General features: G+C 44.9%; 16 protein-coding genes. 15 read left to right on the top strand and 1 reads right to left on the bottom strand.

Annotation, left to right across the window (positions count from 1 at the left end):
• The first annotated feature begins 185 nt into the window (after positions 1-185).
• The 4 genes from BXO88_RS09625 (at position 186) to BXO88_RS09610 (ending at position 4,812) form a co-directional block, all read left to right on the top strand.
• On the top strand, positions 186-1,571 hold the full coding sequence (locus tag BXO88_RS09625; protein WP_168171673.1) for a VanZ family protein: 1,386 nt from the start codon (positions 186-188) through the stop codon (positions 1,569-1,571).
• Between the two features lie 380 nt (positions 1,572-1,951).
• Entirely contained in the window at positions 1,952-2,224 is a 273-nt protein-coding gene (locus BXO88_RS09620; RefSeq protein WP_078037520.1) for a hypothetical protein, read from the top strand.
• 408 nt (positions 2,225-2,632) lie between these two features.
• A complete protein-coding gene (locus BXO88_RS09615) occupies positions 2,633-3,247 on the top strand; it encodes a hypothetical protein (protein WP_078037519.1) in 615 nt (204 codons plus the stop codon).
• Between the two features lie 110 nt (positions 3,248-3,357).
• Positions 3,358-4,812 carry a hypothetical protein gene (locus BXO88_RS09610; protein WP_078037518.1) on the top strand — a complete coding sequence of 485 codons (1,455 nt, stop codon included), beginning with the start codon at positions 3,358-3,360 and terminating at the stop codon, positions 4,810-4,812.
• A gap of 100 nt (positions 4,813-4,912) precedes the next feature.
• Here the strand turns inward: BXO88_RS09610 and BXO88_RS09605 are convergent, their stop codons facing one another.
• Complete coding sequence (locus BXO88_RS09605; protein WP_168171672.1) at positions 4,913-6,619, bottom strand: SGNH/GDSL hydrolase family protein; 1,707 nt, start codon at positions 6,617-6,619, stop codon at positions 4,913-4,915.
• Positions 6,620-6,834: 215 nt separating this feature from the next.
• Here BXO88_RS09605 and BXO88_RS09600 point away from each other — a divergent pair, with 215 nt between their 5' ends.
• From BXO88_RS09600 to BXO88_RS09550, 11 genes are all read left to right on the top strand, one after another.
• Positions 6,835-8,628 (top strand): SGNH/GDSL hydrolase family protein, encoded by a 1,794-nt coding sequence (locus BXO88_RS09600; protein ID WP_078037516.1) that lies wholly within the window; start codon positions 6,835-6,837, stop codon positions 8,626-8,628.
• A 23-nt stretch (positions 8,629-8,651) separates the two neighbouring features.
• Positions 8,652-9,374, top strand: a complete 723-nt coding sequence (locus BXO88_RS09595) for a sce7726 family protein (protein WP_078037515.1) — start codon at positions 8,652-8,654, stop codon at positions 9,372-9,374.
• Between the two features lie 96 nt (positions 9,375-9,470).
• On the top strand, positions 9,471-10,418 hold the full coding sequence (locus BXO88_RS09590) for an AEC family transporter (RefSeq protein WP_168171671.1): 948 nt from the start codon (positions 9,471-9,473) through the stop codon (positions 10,416-10,418).
• A gap of 130 nt (positions 10,419-10,548) precedes the next feature.
• Positions 10,549-11,730 (top strand): galactokinase, encoded by a 1,182-nt coding sequence (locus BXO88_RS09585; protein ID WP_078037513.1) that lies wholly within the window; start codon positions 10,549-10,551, stop codon positions 11,728-11,730.
• Positions 11,731-11,832: 102 nt separating this feature from the next.
• Complete coding sequence (galE, locus tag BXO88_RS09580; RefSeq protein ID WP_078037512.1) at positions 11,833-12,849, top strand: UDP-glucose 4-epimerase GalE; 1,017 nt, start codon at positions 11,833-11,835, stop codon at positions 12,847-12,849.
• 310 nt (positions 12,850-13,159) lie between these two features.
• On the top strand, positions 13,160-14,749 hold the full coding sequence (locus BXO88_RS09575) for a UDP-glucose--hexose-1-phosphate uridylyltransferase (RefSeq protein ID WP_078037511.1): 1,590 nt from the start codon (positions 13,160-13,162) through the stop codon (positions 14,747-14,749).
• Between the two features lie 188 nt (positions 14,750-14,937).
• Entirely contained in the window at positions 14,938-15,576 is a 639-nt protein-coding gene (locus BXO88_RS09570; protein ID WP_078037528.1) for a phosphoribosyltransferase family protein, read from the top strand.
• A gap of 322 nt (positions 15,577-15,898) precedes the next feature.
• Positions 15,899-17,824 (top strand): DNA gyrase/topoisomerase IV subunit B, encoded by a 1,926-nt coding sequence (locus BXO88_RS09565; protein ID WP_044995214.1) that lies wholly within the window; start codon positions 15,899-15,901, stop codon positions 17,822-17,824.
• A gap of 133 nt (positions 17,825-17,957) precedes the next feature.
• Positions 17,958-20,195: a DNA gyrase/topoisomerase IV subunit A gene (locus tag BXO88_RS09560; RefSeq protein ID WP_078037510.1), complete on the top strand. Its 2,238-nt coding sequence runs from the start codon at positions 17,958-17,960 to the stop codon at positions 20,193-20,195.
• Positions 20,196-20,343: 148 nt separating this feature from the next.
• A complete protein-coding gene (gene asd, locus BXO88_RS09555; protein ID WP_078037509.1) occupies positions 20,344-21,426 on the top strand; it encodes an aspartate-semialdehyde dehydrogenase in 1,083 nt (360 codons plus the stop codon).
• A 218-nt stretch (positions 21,427-21,644) separates the two neighbouring features.
• On the top strand, positions 21,645-22,706 hold the full coding sequence (locus BXO88_RS09550) for an aldose epimerase family protein (protein ID WP_078037508.1): 1,062 nt from the start codon (positions 21,645-21,647) through the stop codon (positions 22,704-22,706).
• Positions 22,707-22,730: the final 24 nt, after the last annotated feature.

Genomic DNA, 22,730 nt, shown 5'->3' with positions numbered 1-22,730 from the left:
TAGATAAAAGAAATAGAGATGAATTTAAAAGAAATTTTAGACTCTTAAACGGCTGTGTTCTGATTGTATGATAACAGAACATGCAGGAAATGCATATAGTCTGATTTTAGACTATAAACTTAGATTAGTCGCTTTTTGTATTAGATGATTTACAGGACTATATTGAAATGCAGGGAGGTGGGCAGATGAGAAGCCGTAAGCTGAATATTATCCTTATCATTGCCCTCGGCATCTACATCTTCACCGTCTTGTGGTATACGGTCATTCATAGATCTCTGCAGATCCAAAACGCCCAATTCGAGCTGTTCTGGTCTTACAAGAAGTGGTTTGCCGGAGATAAGGATCTGGGCATAGAAATCATGGCGAATGTGGCCATGTTTGTTCCGTTCGGTTTTCTATTATCTGCGGTCCTTCCGAGGTTTCCACGCTTTTCGTGTTTGCCAGCCGGTGCTGAAAGTGCAGAAGACAGAAGTACTGAAAAGGCTGGAAAGGCGCAGAGCTGGGTATATGTGATCATTGCAGCAGCGCTGTTCTCGTTACTCATTGAAACCCTACAGTTTTTTCTGATGCGGGGACTATGTGAATTTGATGACGTTGTGAGTAATGTAACCGGCGCGGCAGTGGGGGCAGGTCTCTATGCAGTTGTGAAGAGGTGGAAGTTGGCGCAGGTCATCATCGGAACGGTTTTCACTATATTCTGTATCGCTGTAATCATCACGGGAAGAAATGATGAAGGCGTAAAAGCCGATATGACGTCAAGGATGTTCTGCTTTCAGGTGGATGAAGCGAGCTTTTCCGTATCTTCAGATGACCTGTATAATGTGGATGAAAGAGGTGAGTCTGGCAGAAACTGCGGTGAGATAGACATTACCGGATTTGCCTTCCGTTATGAACGTCAGACTGTAGCTCCGACAATTATCCTGAGATCTACGGAAAGTGGTAAGAAGATAAAGTTGTCTACTGAGCAGTTTCAGAGGTCGGATGTTAATGCTTATTTCCTCTGTGAATATGATTACACCATGTCCGGCTTTAGGGCACATGGGATAGTCGAAAAGGGAGAGTATGAAATAATGGTACAGTGGCCATGGATGATTCCTTTACCCACAGGGGTTTTCGTTAATTCGGATGACATCCGTTACGCATCCGAGAAGGATTTCAAGGCTCCGGATATTGGTGCCGCCCCCGGACTTTCTGAGATAGTTGAGAACGGCATACTGCGTGTTTACCGACCGGACTATCATTGCTGGGTGTATCAAAAGGATGGGAGTTTGTATTGGATAGTTGATCCTGATTTCAATTTCGAGGAGGATGGCAAAACCTACATTCAGTACCAGCTGTGGACAACACAGGTCGCCAACCTCCCCGCAAAGCGTCTCGAAAAGAACTGGCTCTGGGATAACATCGGAGGAAACTTCGAAAGGTATGAGCTGGAGGGGGAGTTTGGCTCCTACCGTGTGATGAAAAGAGAGCTGCCGACGGAGTACAGCATCACATCCATTGTGACAGGCTATCACAAGGACGGCGAGTGGATATGGAAGAACTATTTCCGACCGGTATATAAAATATCATAAAAGTGTAGTTGTAAGAGGGGAATTGCCACTTACAACTACACTTATTTTTTACGTCAAAATTGTGCGGTGTAACCTATTAATATGATGATTCTGGATTTCGATTTGGTAAAAATTATAAAAATTATAATGCAAAAACAAAAATATCAGAAAAAATAAATAAATAAGTGTATGTCACTGCGTATGCCACTTGTTTAATACTAGTGCATATTGACATAATATTAAAACATCGACGTAGTTTAAGGGGATTTAATCGAGTGGGCTATGTAAGGATTAATGAAAATAAACTGTTGAAGACAGTTTATGTGGTCTGACACGAAAGGAAGCAATGTAGGACGGGCTTTAAAAGTAATTAATGGGTTAAAAGTGAAGGAGTATGGGATATGGTTTACACTATTTTGAAGGATCTGGCAGAGCAATGGGGAGTTACCCCGAAGTACCTGAGGGCATTATGCCGGGAGGGAAAGATTGAAGGAGCATATAAGAACGGACATATCTGGATGATTCCTTCGGATGCACCACGCCCGGAGGATCATCGTATAACTACGGGGGCTTACAGAGACTGGAGAAAACGCTACAATGTCAGTAAGTGGAAGATCGATGGAGAGTTAAAGCTTCTTTTGGAAGGCATGAAAAATACAGAGAGGGCATGTTGAAGGATCACAGTCTTAAAAAAATCTCTTTGTATGCAAATTAGTACAAATAAATTAATAAAAAATATATGAACAGGGCTGTTGCCTGGATGAGAATAGATCATCCCGGGCAACAGCTCTTTTTTTTGTTTCTTTTTGACGGTTTTTGGCGGTTTGTGCAGGGATTGACTGATATAACCGACAAAAATTTTTTTCTCCCCAAAACATTGTGCGCAAAGCAATAGCGTCAAATATAAAAATGTCTTTCCTATTTTTATATTTTCTTAACAAAAAATGTGACAGAAGTGTGACATATGTAGCTGCTATAGTAGGCACCAGCGCGGCGAACTTAAAAAATAAAGCACAGAAACAAAATATAACATTTTTTTAAGAAAGGCGGACGAAAATAATTTCTCCGAAAAGGTGGCAAAGATGAACGTATTTGGAAGAATGGTAAAGATGACAGTTGCACTTTCAGCTTTAATGGTTTCTTTAATGAATGGTACAGTTTATGCTGCTAACATAACTGAGCTGATCGCATCAGGTGATGCTGTTTATTATCAGCAGCCGGAGTCATACAGATCTGCTGCTAATTCATATTTTGAAAGAGTACCTAATAGTGTTATCATGCTTTTCAAGCAGAATGGCGGATCTATCCATTATACAGATTCTGTTCTTGTAGGTCAGCAGGATGTAAATGGTATCTATACTTTTGATTCAAAGCAGATTTCTCTTAAGACAACTTCAAACAACAATTCATGGGATGAAGTACAGAAGGCTCCAGTTCATGAGATGGGACATTTTATCTATCACACAACACAGCCTATGTTTACAGATCAGATGAAGGCTGATATCAACAAGCTTTACAATGAGAGAAAGTCTTTCGACAAGCGTTGCTACAACGAGGATGAGACATTTGCAGCTCTTTACTCCGACTACATCAAGTTCGACTACAGATCAGGTGCTCGTCCTATGCCAAGCCCTGAGTACAGAGTGTTTGCACAGGCTGAGATGCTTTGCGAGCAGATGCTTACATATGCTGTATAATATGTTGAAATTGACAAAAGTGGTCTTGTAAGATGCGTTAAATTAAAATAGAATTCTGATGGAATACGGTTTGATTACAGACTTATTGGGTACAGCGAGGACAAAACGATATGAACAGCCCTTTTTCATCATTTCTTGCCAGTCTTATAGAAGAGAGTGGGTTAGGAAAAAACAGCATCATCAGGAACACAGGAATAAATCGTTCTACTTTCTATAAATTTTTGAATGGTTCCAGGATCCCGACAAATTTCCAATATAAGGAAATAAAAAGAGTATTACCACTTTCAGTGGCGGATGTTAAGAGACTGGATGAGTTATATGCATTAGAGTCTATGGGTGTCGATGTAACACTCAACCGTAAATCGGTCATCAGGTGTCTGGGAACGGTAGCTGATTATGAAGACTCGGAGAAAACAAGTTCCGTTAGCGGACAAAATATCTGTGCTTTTCAGAAACATAAACTGGTTTTTGATCGTAAACATGAAGTTCTCAATTTGATTGAGAACTTCTTTGCGCGTCATTATGCATCAGGTGAGCCTAGATTTGATGCATTTATCCCGCGTATGGAGGAGACATTTTACGCCCGCATAAATATGATGGCGCTTCATAGTGATATTCGTAATGCTGATGTCCGGATGTTGCAGCAGTTCCCAAAGGGTAAAGGAGATTCATCTACATATAGGATCGTGACAAGCTATAACAGTATGCTGTTATTTGCCGTATGTGGATTTAACGGGTTCCGCAACTTTTATTTTTATGATGACAATATGATAGAGAATAACCATGGGGTGTTATATCCATATTTTATCGCAGATGATTCTGAAGTCATTCTGGTGAGTAAAGAGTGTTCCAGTGCAGTGCGTATTCAGGATCCGGTGCTTGTGAAACAATTCAGAAAGCAGATAGACGGAGTTTTTGCTTCGGCCCACGAAGCAAGCGTACAATCTGATGATATGAGTACTGTAGTGGATGTGATAGAGGAATATGTCTTTCTCGGGGTAAACTGTTGGACTTATGGTGGTATGGCAAATCTTCTGATGCTGATCGATGAGAAAACAATGAACAGTATTCCGGAATTACGACCTTATACCTCGCGTATTCTGAAAATTCAGAATTATATGGAACAGAAAGGGCTGATGACAGATTTTTTGTCCATGGATGGACTGCGAAGGTTTGCTGATGAAGGCACCGGTTTCAGTTTTCCGTTTCCGTCTGAGTACCGGTTTTCGCTGGAGGAGCGCATAGATATCTTAAAAAAGATCGATGGCTCTCTCGGTGAGGGGTACTACGTCTTAGACGAAGCGAAGGTTCCCGTAATTAAGAACTGGATTTTCACGATCGTAGAGGGGCATATTCTCGCTATGGTACATTGTGGAAAGATAGAAGTGATGGCGATGAAAGAGCAGAATCTCATTAATGTTTTTTCTGATTTCATGGGAAGCCTTCCGTTGTCAGATCAGGTAATGCCTATAAGATCCGCCCATCGAAACATACAAAAGATTATTCATGAGCTGGAGAAGCATCTGGAGGAACAGAATCTCCTCAGTCAGAGGCTGACAGGGTGACTGTGCGTTGCACGGTGTATAAATACAATAGAAAATAAGAGAAGAAACAAAAAATGGTCGCGCCCAAGTGGGTACGACCATTTTTTATATCCATTTATAATTACTGAACAGGAACAGCATTTGGATCGGCAGCTGCCATATCAGAAGACTCAGCAGCCTGTGCATCGGCATTAACTTCAGCGGCAGCAGTTTCGGCTACAGTTTCTGCAGCGGCAGCGGTTTCAACAGCTTCTGCAGCGCTTGTCTCAGTCATTTCGGCACTTGTTTCAGCAACGCTCTCTGTCTCAGCAGTAGCAGCGTCCTGACCTTCTGAACGAACGACTTCTTTGTTTGTGATGACCTGTCCGGCTGATCGTGTCTCAACAACTTCCTGCTTTACGCCGACGTTAGGGTTTCCGGTATCATCGTTGATTACCTCATACCACTCGCCCTCAAAATACTCGTAAAGAACACCATCTACAGTCTTTGTATCACCATCCTGAGGACCGTTGTTCTCTTCAGGCTCTTCAACTTCTTCTTCGACATCATCTGAACCCGGACCACCGTTTGCGGCATCGCCCATGAGCTCACTGAGAGCGGCAGCATCGAGCTCCTGAATTTCCTTTGATTCAAACTTGTCATAAGAATCCGGAAGAGTGATATCGCCTGAAACTATGATACCTGCAAATGACTCTGCCTCTGCAGCAGTACCGAAGGAAACTGTAACGTACTCTGAAGGAGCGAAGTTATCGTTGATGAGAACAACGTGCTGCTCGGCTTCAGTTCTCTGGAACTCTGTTGTTGAACGTCCGAATGGAGTTCCGTCTACGCTTACGTACACATCATTTGCACCCGGCTGGTAGTTAAAGTCAACACCGAGGATTCCTGAAACAGGCTCACCGTTTACGTCGAGGATAAGTTCTGCCGGAAGCTCATAGGTAGTATCATTGACCTTGGCAAAATCTGATGCTGTGATGTATGCATAGCTCTCAAGCTTTGCTGCGTTTTCGTCAAGTGCCTCGATAGAAGAAGCATCAACTGCGTCTTTGGCAGCCTTGAAGTTCATTATAGAGCTTATGATTATGTCAGCTGTCTTTGCATTGCCTTCATCGTTCTGACCGATCTTGTCGGAATCTGCAGTATCCTTTGCATTTCCGCCGTTGGCAGCCATCTCTTTAGCTACATCGATGGTGAGACCATTGTAGTGATCAGTGATGTTCTGGATTGCGGAAGCATTGGCAGCAGCGTGACCATCAGGATTTGTCTCAGAAGATGGCTCGATGAGAGAGATGATAGAGATCTCCGGGCACTTTTTCTGAAGATTGCGGATGATGCCCTCATAGAATACTGCAAATGTCTCAGGATCGTCATACTCGCCGAAGCTGAGGATAACGGCGTCATACTCTGAACCGTCAGGTATTTCGTTTGCCTCTACAAAGCCTGAGAAAACACCGTTGTCAGAAGGAAGAGCGTAGTTCTCTATCTGAAGGTCTGCGGAAAATTCTGTCTGGAACTTTTCTGAAAGAAGTTCAGCCCATGATTCGGATACATCAGAAAGGTTGTTTCCCTTCGCGAAGCTGTCTCCGAGAACCAGAACAGATACAGGCTGACTGTCGGCTATCTTTGCATAGAAGCTGCCGGCGTTTCTATCAACAGTAATTGCTTTCTTTTCACTTTCGACCGCTTCTGTTGCCGGAGCGGTAGTTTCTACCTGAGCATTATGGCCTTTGCCTGCTACTGCGGCAATACCTATAAGAACGACAACTGCGCCGGCAAGACCGCCGAGACAGGCTTTCTTATTCTGCTCATAAAATGTTTTGAAATCCATAAGTTTCTCCTTAAATCCCATAGGATAATAAATAGTGCAGGGCTATCCCCTCAATAAACACACCGCTTTATGATACTTTTTATAAGTATAAAAATCAATTAAGATTCTTTGAAAATTGTTTATGAATAGGAAGGTTCAGAAAAAAGTTCTAGTAAAATAAAATAGTCTTTTTTATAATTTAAAGATACATAAATACAAGAAGGAATTATGAGAGTATGAATAGTGATGCTAACAATAAGAAAAATGACAGCACGAAGTTTGATCCGAAGGAGCCTTTGACAGAGAAAGAGGCGGCATCCAGAAGACCTAAGGTGCTTCTTTTTATTCTGATCATTTTGATAATGACCATAATCGGAGTTTTTGGTTACATGGTAAGCGTAGCCATGAAGGAGGATGCCATCGATCAGTCTGTTGCAGCGGAGAGGATGGATGAGTACAGTAAGCGCATGCAGCCTGAGACTGAAGGAACAGCTGCTGTAGATGTGAGTTCTGCGCTTCAGGGCAGCAGTACTCTGCTTAAAAAGCTCAATTCAGGAGAGCCGGTTTCTATCCTTATTGTAGGAGATGTTTTCGGTACGGGAGCAGGAGCTCAGGATGGAACCAACTGGACAGATCTTATGGCGGCAGAGCTGAAGGAGAGCTTCGGATCGGATGTGACAGTTAACAATCTTTCCATGGCAAATGGTAACAATGCCTATTCAGCTTACGTTTCTCTCATGAATGAAGCTGCCGGAAACAGGGACGCGGTTTATGACGGAGTTATCGTATCATTGGGATACTATGATGCGCCCTTTGACTTTGACCTTCAGTACGAGGGAGTACTTCGTTCCGTAAAGAGATGCTACGCCTCTGCTGAGATCATCGGACTTATTGAGTCGGCGTCGGTTACAGCCACAGACGGATATTCTGATGAGACTGCTCTCTATGCGCGAAATCTTCTGGAGCATTACGATGGGATCGTTGCCAACATGGGAGAGGCATTTGCAGTATCAGGACAGGAATACAGCACTTTGACTTCAGACGGTATACTTCCGAATGCTGAGGGACAGAGGATCTATGCAGACTGGATAGTAAAGAAGATAAAGGAAAAGCTGGAGGTCGCTCTTTCCGGCGAAGAGGCTCAGGGAGCTGAGTCTTCTCAGCAGGCCCTTGCGGCATCAGCTCCTGTAAATCCTGATACAGAGCTTTATGATCATTACTATTATATAGAGGCTTCTGATTTTTACCGTGCAGACGATGTGAACTATCTTATAAACATCAGCAAGCTTGCGGAACTTTCGGTTGAGAATATCGGCATGCTGGGAATCGACTATGATTATGTGAATGGGAAGAATACGGTTCAGGTCGTTATAGATAAGAACATATTTACCGGCTGGGAAAGGGAGTATCAGGGTGCTGTTCCTGAGAGACATATCCGCATAGTCAACAACAACGCGGCTATCTATGATGAGCTTGCAGTGAGCTTCGCTACAAAGGAGCAGGCTGATGCTTTCCATGGAATCATCATTACAGGAAATCTCAACCTTCACCGCAGTGAAGAGAAGTACGACAAGCTTCCGCTGCCTCCTGAGACAACAGCTCCAGAGACTGAGCCGGAGACTGAGGCTGAGACTGAGACTGCGGAATCGGTAGTTGAGACTGCCGCTGCTTCTGATGAATCAAAGGTTTCTGAGACTAAGGCAGAGGAGACCAAGTCTTCTGATAAGAAGAAAAAGAACGACGAAAAGAAGAGTTCAAATGCTTCCAGACCTCGAGAGACGGCGGCACAGCAGACAGCTGCTCCGGAAACTGTTCAGGAAACTGCTGCATCTCAGGCTCAAGAGACCACGAGCCAGCAGGTTGTGGAAACTGCGGCTGCTTCACCTGAGACACAGTCTATAGAGGGAGCTGTCATCAGTGATCCTTCCGATTCGGCAAATGTTTCTGCCACAAGTGCTGCATATTCAGTTCAGCCGGGTCAGGGCATAGACATTGATCAGTGGAATGCCGCAGGACCAAATGTCGGCTAGTCGGTAAGACTGTAGGAGCAGGCATGCTATACGACAAGGATATCAGAGAGCCGTTATTCTCTTTTTTGGAGGAGACCTACGGCAAAACGAGAATAATAGAAGAAAAGATCATGGGCGGGAGCCGCGCGGACGTTGTGATGGTGACGGAGGAAAGCATTTACGGTATAGAAATAAAATCCGATGCCGACAGCTACGTGAGACTCGCCGGTCAGGTCTCGGACTATAACCGATTCTTTGATTACAACATCATCGCGGTGGGGAGTAGCCACGCCATGCATATAGAAGAACATGTGCCTGATTTCTGGGGCATCATCACCATAGATGAGGTGGAGGGGCAGCCGGATTTCTATATTCTCAGGCGTCCGAAGGAAAATCCTCATATAATATATGAAGATAAGCTTAGCCTTCTGTGGAGACCTGAGCTTCAGCATATTGTACTTAGAAATCTGAAACATAAGTATGACAATCTCAGTAAGAAAGAGGTCATCAAGAGGCTTACGGCTCAGATGGATTATGACACGCTCAGAAAAGAGATGTCGACAGAACTGTTTGAGAGGGATTACAATACCATATTAGATGTCATAAATAAGTACCGGGTCGAGAAGGAGAACAAGAAACCTCGAAGGAAAAGGCGTATCGGTAAGAGCGCCGTCTCCATAAGCGCTTCGGGAAAGACATTGAAAAAACCGAACCTGATGGTATCCCATGTGGTAAAGACCAGAAAAAAGACAACTAAAAAGGGATAGAGCTGAGCGGCTATGGATGTTTCTCGTGGCCGCCGGTTTTTGGAATGAATCAGACTGATAGAGCTGCATGATCTGGGCGGCGGAATGGAGAATGACATGAATAGTTTTGTGATCGCTGCCAATGCAGTTGTACCGTTTATTTGTTATATGTTGTACGGCTACATCGCGAGAGTCGTGGGACTCGGGGATGAGAAGTTCTACAAAAAGCTGAACACCATAGTGTTCAAGGCGTTCTTTCCGCTTCTGATGTTCAACAATCTCTATACCGCGGATATAGATTTCGGTGCCAATGTCTCCATGATAGGTGTTTTTTCAGGAGTCATGATGGTCATCATCCTGATCTGTGTTCTGCTGGTGCCGCTGATCGTAAAGGAAAATCCGAAAAGAGGCGTTGTCATACAGTCTATATATAGAAGCAATACTTTGATGTTCGCATATCCTCTATGTGTCAGCATGTACGGAGATGAGGCGGGAGTCGTTGCGTCTCTGGTTATCGCCACCATAGTTCCCATCTACAACATTTGCTCTGTGGTGATTTTTTCCATATTTGACAGACAGAGCGGCTCGAAGACCGATGTGAAGAAGATACTGAAGAACATCGCCACAAATCCACTGATCGTTGGTGCCGTAGTCGGAGCGGTATTTAAACTGGCAGGATGGCAGATCCCGTCCTCCGTCATGAACCCTATTTCCGGCTTTGCAAATATGACCACACCGCTTTCCATTTTCATACTGGGTGCGACACTGGACATACCGGATATCGGAAAGAATATGAAGTACATCGTATCTGTGATTTCCCTTAAACTCGTCATAGTTCCTGCTGTTGTCACAGTGATAATGTATATGGCGGGCTACAGAGGTGCAGAGCTTTTCATAGCCTTCATCCTTTACGCAACGCCTATCGCCGGAGCGTCATTCCCTATGGCTCAGAGCATGGGCGGGGATGCGGCTCTCCAGGGTCAGCTTCTCGCCATAAGCACTGTGATGTCCCTCTTTACCATTTTCTTCTGGATAGTGGGGCTTACATCTCTGGGTATATTCTAAGCATTTTCGACCATCATATAAGCACAAAAGGATTTCAAAGATAATGAAAGGTTTTTCGCGTTGACTGTGAAAAACCTCTTTTTTATAATGTTTTTTGATTGTTCAAAGATTGTCAACTGGAGGGATTGTTATGGATCTTTCATTCAAAGAAGTCGCATTAAAGACATTTGCCGAAAAATTCGGAGATGGAAATACAGAGGGCGTTAAGTGCTATTTCGCACCGGGACGTGTAAATCTTATCGGAGAACATACTGATTATAACGGTGGACATGTATTCCCGTGTGCACTTACCATCGGTACCTTCGCCGCAGCAAGAAAGCGCAGCGACCGTAAGCTTCGTTTTTACAGCGTAAATCTCGATAAGACCGGAGTTGTTGAGACAACTCTTGATGATTTCGCTCCCCTCAAGGAGAACGGATGGACTTCCTACCCAAAGGGAGTTATGTGGGCCTTTGAGAAGAGAGGCTTCAGGATGGATGCAGGTCTCGACATCGTTATAAACGGAAATATCCCGAATGGTTCAGGTCTTTCATCAAGCGCATCTCTGGAGGTTCTTACAGGATTTATACTGAGAGACCTCTACGGATTTGAGGTTTCCAATGTTGACCTCGCTGTCATCGGACAGGATGCAGAAAATAACTATTGCGGTATGAATTGTGGTATCATGGATCAGTTCGCAAGTTCCATGGGTAAAGAGGACAATGCCATCTTCCTTGACTGTGCCACATTAAAATATGAATACGCACCGGTAGTTCTCGATGGAATGAAGCTGGTGGTTACCAATACAAACAAGAAGCACAAATTGGTGGGTTCAGCATACAATGACCGCCGAAACGAGTGCGAGAAGGCAAGAGAGATACTTGCTGATGTGGCAGGTATAAAGGAGCTCGGTGAGCTTTCAAATGAAGACTTTGAAAAGTACAAGGATGCCATCAAGGATCCTATAGTTCTTAAGAGAGCAAAGCATGCGGTCTATGAGAACAACCGTACACTTGTGGCTGTAGAGGCTCTTAAGAAGGGCGATATCGAGGAGTTCGGAAAGCTTATGAATGCTTCCCATGTATCTCTTCGTGATGATTTCGAGGTTACCTGCGAGGAGCTCGATATCCTTGCAGAGGAGGCATGGAAGATTCCGGGAGTTCTCGGTTCCCGTATGACAGGCGGCGGATTCGGAGGCTGTACAGTGTCTATCGTTAAGGATGAGGCTATATCTTCGTTTAAGAAGCAGGTGGGAGAAGCCTATAAGGCACGTGTCGGATATGACTGCACTTTCTATGAGGTGAGCATCGGCGATGGCCCGAGAGAGATTTGATACAGAGATAAAGGCTTGAATCAGGATGGTGGAAATATCGTCCCAGGAGAGCTTTGTCTTGGTTGACGTAAGGTGAACAGCCTAAAGCAGAGAGGAGACATTATGAGAATACTTGTAACAGGTGGTGCTGGATATATTGGAAGTCATACATGTGTAGAGCTTCTTAATGAGGGATATGAGGTGGTTATCGTTGATAACCTCTACAACTCAAACCAGAAGGCGGTTGACAGGATCGAAGAGATCACAGGCAAGAAGGTGAAGTTCTATCAGGATGACATGCTTGACAGAGCAGCACTCAAGAAGATCTTCGATGAGAATGAGATAGATGCTGTCATTCATTTCGCAGGTCTCAAGGCAGTAGGTGAGTCTGTACACAAGCCGATTGAGTATTATCGTACAAACATTGATTCAACTCTTAACCTTGTTGATGAGATGCGTGCTCATGGTGTAAAGAACATCATTTTCTCAAGCTCAGCTACAGTTTACGGAGATCCTGCAGAGATTCCTATCACAGAGAACTGCCCTAAGGGAACATGTACAAATCCTTACGGCTGGACAAAGTGGATGCAGGAGCAGATCCTTACAGACCTTCACACAGCGGATCCTGAATGGAATGTTATCCTTCTTCGTTACTTCAATCCTATCGGAGCTCATGAGTCAGGACTTATCGGTGAGGATCCTAAGGGAATTCCTAACAACCTTCTTCCTTATGTTGCACAGGTTGCCATCGGTAAGCTCAAGGAGATCAATGTCTTCGGAAACGACTATCCGACACCTGACGGAACCGGAGTCCGTGATTACATCCACGTAGTGGATCTCGCAAAGGGCCATGTAAAGGCTATCGAGAGATTCGAGAAGAAGGACGGCGTTTTCGTCTGCAACCTGGGAACAGGCCACGGCTATTCGGTAATGGATGTTATCCATGCTTTCGAGAAGGCATGCGGAAAGGAGCTTCCATATGTTATGCGTCCGAGACGTGACGGCGATGTTGCCACCTGCTACTCAAGCCCTGCGAAGGCAGAGAAGGAGCTCGGCTGGAAGGCTCAGTTCGATCTCATCGACATGTGCCGTGATTCATGGAACTGGCAGCAGAAGAATCCGAATGGGTATAATTCATAAGGCATTTGCTTGTGTTTTAAATGGTACAGAAACTGCAAGGGCGGGCGCCGGCTCACTCGGTTGAAAGTACATCTTTCTCGTCATGTTCGCACAGGTTGTACATGGTACAACCTGTTACGAACATAACTTCGAAATCTGTTCTTTCAACTCGCAAGCCTTGGCGCCCATCCCTTGCATTTTCTTTAAATTATAAATTCAATGACGTTTAGTGGCACATTGAGCACTATTGTGAATTCTGTACATTATGCTTGAGTGACAAATACTTTTGACGCTCACGTCATAGGATTGGGATTGTGGAAAGAGTGAATATATGGATATACAGAATGGAATTAAATGTCTTGTGGCTTATGCTTATAAGACGGGAATGATAGAGGAAAGCGATATAATCTGGGCTTTGAATTCTATCATTTTGAATCTGAAGCTTGATGAAGTGACTTCGACTAAGGATTTGGTTATAGCGGAAGCGGACAGGATCGCCTTCGATTCGGAGGAGGCTTCTGAAATCGGTGAGAATGTGGCTGAGGGATTCGTGGATGACGGCTCATATCTTGAAAATGTATTGAAGGAGCTCAATGATTATGCGGTTTCCGAGGGACTTACAGATGGAGAATCAGTAGTCTACAGGGATCTTTTCGATACAAAGCTTATGGGGGCTCTTACTCCGAGACCTTCAGAGGTTCAGGATATGTTTTCGGCTCTCTATGAGGAGGATCCGAAAATCGCTACAGACTGGTACTATACCTTCTCAAGAGATACAGACTATATAAGACGCTACAGAGTAAAGAAGGATCTCAAGTGGAAGACCGCCACTGATTACGGTGACTTAGACATTACCATAAACTTAAGTAAACCGGAGAAGGATCCGAAGGCCATCGCCGCAGCAGGAAAGGCCAAGCAGACAGGTTATCCGAAGTGCCAGCTTTGCTGTGAGTGCGAGGGCTACAGCGGAAGGGCCGACTATCCGGCGAGGGAGAACCACAGAATCATCCCTATCGAGATTCAGGGACAGGAGTGGGGCTTCCAGTATTCACCTTACGTTTACTATAACGAGCATTGTATCGTGCTGAACACTCATCATACACCTATGAAGATCGACAAGAGCGCTTTTCTGAAGCTCTTCGATTTCGTGGCCCAGTTTCCTCATTATTTTGTGGGTTCCAATGCTGACCTCCCCATCGTAGGTGGCTCGATCCTTGCGCATGAGCATTTCCAGGGTGGAAACTATGAGTTCGCTATGGCGAAGGCACCGGTGGAGAGAGAGTTTACCGCTCCGGGCTTCGAGGATGTTAGGGCCGGAGTTGTGAAGTGGCCTATGTCTGTAATCAGACTTAGCGGTGAGGATACAGGAAGGATCGCAGAGCTTGCGGATCACATCCTCGGAAAGTGGAGAGGCTATACCGATGAGAGTGCATTTATATTTGCAGAGACTGACGGAGTCCCTCATTCAACCATTACTCCGATTGCGAGAAAGGTAAACGGCGAGTTCCAGCTTGATCTCGTTCTCAGAAACAACATCACAACAGAGGAGCATCCTCTGGGAGTTTACCATCCCCACGCAAAGCTCCATCATATTAAGAAGGAGAATATCGGACTTATCGAGGTTATGGGTCTTGCGGTGCTTCCGAGCCGTCTGAAGGCAGAGCTTGCAGAGCTTAAGGACGCTATGCTTTCCGGCAAAGACATTCGCAGTATCGAGTCCATCGAGAAACACGCCGACTGGGTGGAGGAATTCGAGGACGACTACTATAAGCGCGGAATTGACATTGACGAGAGTAACATCGACCAGATCCTTCAGGATGAGATCGGAAAGGTCTTCATGCATGTGCTTGAGGATGCCGGAGTTTACAAGAGGACTCCGGAAGGCCAGGCTGCGTTTGACAGATTTATAAAGACACTTTGACGGGAGATTCTAAAAATCATAAATGCAAATTTTCTTTTTTTATATTCTCGGAAAATTTATTCATTTTGCAGGCTAAAATGTTATAATGAAGCTATCAGTAGCGTGTCATCCTGCAGGGCAGGATGTTTTTTGAGACAGGTTTTTCGGTATGCAGGTTCGTGAACTGGGAAACCGGAAAAGGAGTAAATATGCAGCAAGGTTATCAGAAAATCGAAGCTTCAGGAATTTCGGTTCCTCTTAAGGTTACCAAGGGACATTTTGCGACCAATCACTCACACACAAATTACTACATTGACCTTACTACAATAAAAGCCCGTGCTTCCGAGGCTCACAGTGTTGCGAGAAAGCTGGTTGAGCAGTACCTTTTCGGAATGGTGGTTGATACCATTATCTGCGATGAGGGAACCGAAGTAGTAGGAGCCTTTATCGCTGAGGAGCTTACAAAGGAAGGCTACATCAACACAAACGCGCACAAGACCATCTACATAGTTAAGCCTGAGTTCAATACAAACTCACAGATCATCTTCAGAGATAACATAAAGCCTATGATCAAGGGCAAGAACATCCTTATCGTTGAGGGATCGGTTTCAACAGGAAAGACCATAAACAAGGTCATGGAAGCGGTTAAGTATTATGGCGGCAAGCTTAGTGGAGTTTCTGCGATTTTCAGCGCCATAACTTCCTATAACGGTGTTCCTGTAGTTTCGGTATATGGCCTCAATGAACTTCCTGATTATGTATACAATGACTACAACGACTGCCCGTTCTGTAAGGCAGGACAGCCGATAGACGGACTCGTTAATTCCTTTGGTGTATCGATGATATAAGCGATAAAAATCTAGCGAAAAATCTTTGTAGAGCCGGTGCCGGATAGGGCATCGGCTCTTTTTTGGGCAGGTTTGAGTAGAATTTAAAAGAACATATGTATTGCATTTGGCGGCAAGTGGGATTATATTAAGAGGTATATTGCGGTGAATGAGCAGGCTGGATGTCATTAACTTGATAAATTTGTGGGGATTATGGTATAGTTTCAAACGATTATGCGGTAAACTTGTTATGTTTGGCGCTTTTTGTTATATATTCCTGCATGTTCTTTAGTGCAGTGGGATCAAAAGATATAGATTGTAATATATGTGAGGAGTTTTTTAAATGGCAGAGAAGTATGATGCGTCGAGTATCACGGTCCTGGAGGGACTGGAACCGGTCAGAGTAAGACCCGGTATGTACATCGGATCGGTAGGTTCACGCGGACTTAACCATCTCATCTACGAGATCGTGGACAACTCAGTGGATGAGCATCTGGCAGGATATGCCAAAAACATATGGATAACTCTGGGCAAGGACGGATCATGTACAGTACGTGATGACGGACGTGGTATCCCGGTAGGTATGCATCAGAAGGGAGTATCCGCAGAGCGAGTTGTACTTACAACACTTCATGCCGGCGGAAAGTTCGACAGTAAGGCATACAAGACCTCGGGCGGTCTTCATGGTGTAGGTTCTTCCGTTGTCAATGCTCTGTCATCTTATCTCAGGATCAGGGTCTATCAGGACGGAAAGATCTCAGAGGATACCTATGAGCGCGGTAAGCCTACTACAGAGCTTGTAAACGGTCTTCTTCCTGTTGTCGGAAAGACAAAGGAGACAGGAACAGAGACAACATTTATCCCGGATCCGGAGATATTCGAGAAGACGAGATTCAAGGAGGACTGGCTTCAGTCCAGACTTCATGAGACAGCATATCTGAATCCCGAGCTCACCATACATTATCGTGATGACAGAGACGAGATTCCTGTTATCAAGGAGTTCCATGAGCCGGAGGGAATCATTGCCTTCGTCAAGGACGTTAACAAAGAAAAAGAGAAGGTCACACCTGAAATCTATTTCAAGGGCGAGTCTGAGGGTACGACTCTTGAGTGCTGTATCCAGTTCTGCGATGCTTTTGAGGAGAATGTTCACGGTTTCTGTAACAACATATTCACTCAGGAGGGCGGAACCCATATCACAGGCTTCAAGACCAAGTTCGCTCAGCTCATAAACAGTTATGCAAGACAGCTTGGAATCCTGAAGGAGAAGGATGAGAACTTTACCGGTGCCGATACCAGAAACGGTATCATGGCGGTTGTTGCTGTAAAGTACCCGGAGCCTATATTTGAGGGCCAGACAAAGACAAAGCTTGCCAGCCAGGAAGCCGGAAAGCACGTTGCATCCATAGTTGATGCAGAGCTTCAGCATTATTTCGACAGAAATGTGGAAGTTGTAAAGGCCATCATCGCCTGCGCGGAGAAGTCTGCAAAGATCAGAAAGCAGGAAGCAAAGGCGAAGACCAACATGCTCAGCAAGTCAAAGTACAGCTTTGATTCCAACGGAAAGCTTGCCAACTGTATTTCCAAGAATCCTGAGGAGTGCGAGATCTTTATCGTAGAGGGAGACTCTGCGGGCGGTTCGGCAAAGAACCACAGAGACAGACGTACTCAGGCTATCCTTCCTCTGAGAGGAAAGATACTTAACGTTGAGAAGGCCTCCATGGATAAGGTTCTTGCCAATGCTGAGATCAAGACCATGATCAACACCTTCGGCTGCGGATTTTCAGAGGGCTACGGCAACGATTTCGATATCACGAAGCTCCGTTATGACAAGATCATCCTCATGACCGATGCGGATGTTGACGGATCCCATATTGATACATTGCTTCTTACCTTCCTTTATCGTTTTATGCCGGATCTCATTACAGAGGGTCATGTTTATGTTTCCATGCCGCCTCTCTATCAGGCTATTCCTCATAACAAGAAGGAGCAGTCTGAGTACCTTTATGATGAATCCGCACTTACGAAGTATCAGAAGAACCACAAGGCCGGAACCTATGATCTGAAGCGATTCAAGGGTCTCGGAGAGATGAACCCGGAGCAGCTCTGGGAAACGACACTTAACCCGGAGAACAGAGTTTTGAAGAGGGTTGAGATAGAGGACGGACGTCTTGCATCCGAAGTTACCAGCATGCTGATGGGCTCTGAAGTAGGACCACGTCGTGATTTCATACATGATCATGCGGATGAAGCAGTGATTGATGCATGATTTCAATTGAATATTTAAAATACATATATCCTGCGAGACAGGATTCTGAGGTTTCATCTTCCGGTATCGGAAGATGATCCTCTATATTAAGGCTTGAAAGCTTAACAGAATAAAAGCAAGTAAGGATAGAATTATGGCAGAACAGATTTTAACAACGGAATACTCGGAGGAGATGCAGAAGAGCTATCTGGATTACTCCATGAGTGTCATCACCTCCAGAGCGGTTCCGGATATCAGAGATGGTCTCAAACCTGTACAGAGAAGAGTTCTTTTCGACATGGATCAGCTCCATGCGACTCATGACCATCCAACATATAAGTCGGCACGTATCGTCGGTGATACCATGGGTAAGTATCATCCTCACGGAGATGCTTCCATATACGATACACTGGTTGTTATGGCGCAGGATTTCAAGCGTATGCAGCCGGTTATTCACGGACAGGGTAACTTCGGTTCCATAGAGGGTGACTCGGCAGCGGCTCCACGATATACAGAGGCAAAGCTTGAGAAGTTCACGGATGACTGCATGCTTGCAGACCTTGATACTTCGGTTGAGTTTCAGGCGAACTATGATGAGACTCTTCGTGAGCCGGTCGTTCTTCCTGCGAGAGTACCGTATTTCCTTTTGAACGGCTCCGAGGGTATCGCGGTAGGTATGACCACATCTACACCGAGCCATAATCTCGGGGAGATAGTTGACCTCATACTTGCATATCTCAGAAATCCTGCCATGGGAACAGCTGAGATGATGACTTACCTGAAGGGACCGGATTTTCCTACCGGAGGAATCATTGCCAACAAGTCAGAGCTTGTTGATATCTATCGTTCGGGAACAGGAAAGCTTAAGTTAAGAGGAAAGCTTGAATTCGAGAAAAAGAACGGAAGATCCGACAGAGACAAGCTTGTTGTGACAGAGATACCTTACACCATGATAGGACAGGGTATCATGAAGTTCATGCAGGATACTGCCCAGCTCGTAGAGAACAGGGTACTTCCTGAGATAACAGATATTTCCAACCAGTCAGATAAGAATGGTATCCGTATCGTACTTGATCTTAAGAGCGGTGCCGATATAGAGAGGATCACAAACATCCTCTATAAGAAAACGAGACTCGAGGATACTTTTGGCGTCAATATGCTCGCCATCAACGAAGGTCGTCCCGAGACCATGTCACTTCGCGGCATACTCAAGGCATATCTCAAGTTCCAGTACGAGATCATGGGCAAGAAGTACAAGGCCCTGCTTGATAAGGAGCTTGATAAGAAGGAGATCCAGGACGGTCTCATAAAGGCGGTGGATCTCATCGATGCCATCATCGCCCTTCTCAGAAGCTGCAAGTCTCAGGCTGATGCCAAGAAAGCACTTATGACAGGTGATATCGCCGGAGTCAAGTTCCGTGACAGAGACAAGGAATTTGCGGATGTCATCAAGGATTTTGCATTTACAGAGCGTCAGGCTCAGGCCATCCTCGATATGAAGCTCTCCAGACTTATTGGTCTCGAGCTTATAGAACTGAAAAAGCAGCATGCAGAGACACTTAAGAAGATAAAGGAGTACAGAGGCATCCTCGGAAGCCGTGACCGTATGAATGAGGTTCTTTCGGAAGACCTTATGTTCATTAAGTCTGAGTATTCAAAGCCCAGAAGGACCTTTATAGAGGACGGAAAGGAAGCTGTATTTAACGAGAACGAGGTTCAGGAGATGGACGTTTACTACGTTCAGGATAAGTTCGGTTACTGCAAGCTCCTTGATGAGGCAACATATCAGAGAAATCAGGAAGCTCTGAACACTGACAGCCGATATATCTTTAAGTGCAAGAACACCGACAGAGTCCTTCTCTTTACAGATAAGGGCAACATGCACCAGATCAAGTGTCAGGATATTCCGCTTTCCAAGTTCAAGGACAAGGGTGTTCCTATCGACAACATCAGTAAGTTCAATGCCAACGACGAAGAGATCGTCTTTGTAAATGTTAAGTCTGAGCTTACGGGCAAGACACTTATCTTCACTACAAAGGATGCCATGGTGAAGCTGGTTGAATCTTCAGAGTTTGAGACAGCCAACAGAGTTGTTGCTGCTACAAAGCTTAATGAGGGTGATAAGGTAGTCAGCATCCTTGAGATGGGTTATGAGACTGAGGTAGTATTCAGAACAAGAGACGGATATTTCCTCAGATGTTCACTCAGTGATATTCCGCTCCAGAAGAAGAACAGTAAGGGTGTAGCTGCAATCAAGCTTGGAACAGGTGATGAGCTCACAGACGTTTACCTTCTTGGAGTTGATCCTGTTGAGATTAAGGTAAGCGGAAAGATGCTTTCACTTAACAGACTTAAGATAGCTAACCGAGCAGGAAAGGGAACAAAACACTGAGATATAAGTGCTGATTATGGAAGAGATTTTGGTTAGAACAGATATAAGTAAAAGTTTATTGCTTTAAAGCGGGATTGGATATATCATCTTACATATTAATGCGCGTCATTTGATATGATGCCGTTCCCAGAGAGAGGAGATATCAATTATGGAAAAGTTAAAGGTTGGCGTTCTCGGTGCAACAGGTATGGTTGGACAGAGATTCATCACACTTCTTGAGAATCACCCATGGTTTGAGCTTACAACACTCGCAGCTTCACCGAGATCTGCAGGACAGACTTATGAAGAGGCAGTTTGCGGCAGATGGAAACTTGATGTTCCGATGCCTGAGTCAGTAAAGAAGATGATCGTCAAGGACGTTTCCAAGATTGACGAGGTCGTTAAGGACGTGGATTTCGTATTCTCTGCCGTGGATATGAAGAAGGATGAGATCCGTGCCTTTGAGGAGGCTTACGCAAAGACAGAGACACCTGTTGTTTCAAACAATTCTGCACACAGATGGACACCTGATGTTCCTATGGTAGTTCCTGAGATCAATCCTGACCATTATCAGCTCATCGAGGCTCAGAAGAAGAGACTCGGCACAACCCGCGGATTCATCGCAGTTAAGCCTAACTGTTCTATCCAGTCATATACACCGGCACTTGCTGCATGGCGTAAGTTCGAGCCTTATGAGGTTATCGTATCTACATATCAGGCTATTTCCGGTGCAGGAAAGAACTTTGAGTCATGGCCTGAGATGGAGCATAACATCATCCCTTACATCGGCGGTGAGGAAGAGAAGTCGGAGAAGGAGCCTTTGAGAGTTCTCGGAAAGCTTGAGGGAGATCACATCGATCTTTGCGAGGATATAAAGATCTCTGCTCAGTGTATCCGTGTACCTATTCTCAACGGTCACACAGCTACAGTATTTGTTAAGTTCCATAAGAAGCCTACAAAGGAAGAGCTCATTCAGGCTCTCAGAGATTACAAGGGTGAGCCACAGGAGCTTAAGCTTCCATCAGCACCTGAGCATTTCATCCAGTATCTCGAGGATGATAACCGTCCTCAGATCGCTCTTGATGTGGATTATGAGCGCGGTATGGGTATCTCCATCGGTCGTATCCGTGAGGATTCCATCTATGACTGGAAGTTCGTAGGTCTCAGCCACAACACACTTCGCGGCGCAGCAGGCGGCGGAGTTGAGGCAGCAGAGTATCTCGCAGCAAAGGGCTACATCACAAAGAAATAATAAGATATAAGTGTCATAAGTCTTCCTGCACTTGTGCTTGCACAAAAGTGTAGGGTTACATGAGATCACCTCTGAATCGGCTTTTTAAATCCCCCCTACTCCAAGGGGGGATTTTATTGTATAATGGTCGGAGCGAAAAATAGAACTTTCAAACTTTATTTTAGTGTCATAAACGAGTTCGGGTAAATTCGACTTGCTCATGACCCATGGAGGTAAAAATGGCGGTAAAAGAATCGGTTTTTGGAAAGCTTCAGGATGGAACAGAGGTAAAGAGATATACATTGACAAACGGAAACGGCACGGAGGCGAGCTTTACGAATCTTGGCGGAATCTGGCTCAGTATGCTTGTGAAGGATAAAGATGGCAAGGTTCGTGACGTTGTTCTCGGCGTTGACTCGGTTGACATGCTTCTCAAGAATCCTGGACATATGGGTGAGCCTGTGGGCAGAAACGCTAACCGTATCGGTGGGGCTTGCTTTGAGATAAACGGAAAGAAGTACGAGCTTCAGAAAAACGATAATGAAAAGAATAACCTTCATTCAGGACCGGATTACTGGAGAATGAGAGTCTGGGATGCCGAGTATGACAATGCAGGTCTCGGAAGCTATGTGATGTTCTCACTCCATTCACCTGACGGGGATCAGGGTTTCCCGGGAAATGCCGATGTTTCCGTAACTTATACATTGAGCGATGACGATAGTCTGGAGATCCGCTACACCGGAACTGCAGATCAGGATACAGTCTTCAATATGACCAACCACGCTTATTTTAATTTGAGCGGATATGACAGCGGCGATGCCACAGACCAGATCGTCTGGATCAATGCTTCTCACTATACACCTGCAGATTCCGAGTCCATCCCTTACGGCAGTATCGATTCCGTTCAGGGAACACCGATGGATTTCACAGCACCAAAGCCTATAAAGAGAGACATTGGCAGCAATTTCGGACAGCTGAATTTCGCAGGAGGCTTCGATCATAACTGGGTGCTCAATGACTATGACAGAAATGTGAGACTTGCTGCAACAGCTTATTCAGAGGATTCAGGCATCAAGATGTCTGTATACACAGATCTTCCGGGAATCCAGTTCTATACAGGAAACTACATGAATTCGGATTTCGAGGGCAAGAACGGAGTTCATTTCGGTCCGAGACACGGATACTGTTTCGAGACTCAGTATTATCCTGACTGTCTCAATAAAAAAGACTGGCCGACAGCTTTGGTGAAGGCCGGAGAAGAATATGAGACTACCACCATATACAAGTGGGAAGTGAAGTAAGGATGCGGAAAATTCTGTTAACAC

This window comes from Oribacterium sp. C9 (assembly GCF_002007235.1).
Classification (GTDB): domain Bacteria; phylum Bacillota; class Clostridia; order Lachnospirales; family Lachnospiraceae; genus Oribacterium.
This window is presented reverse-complemented; position numbering and strand designations above follow the sequence as displayed.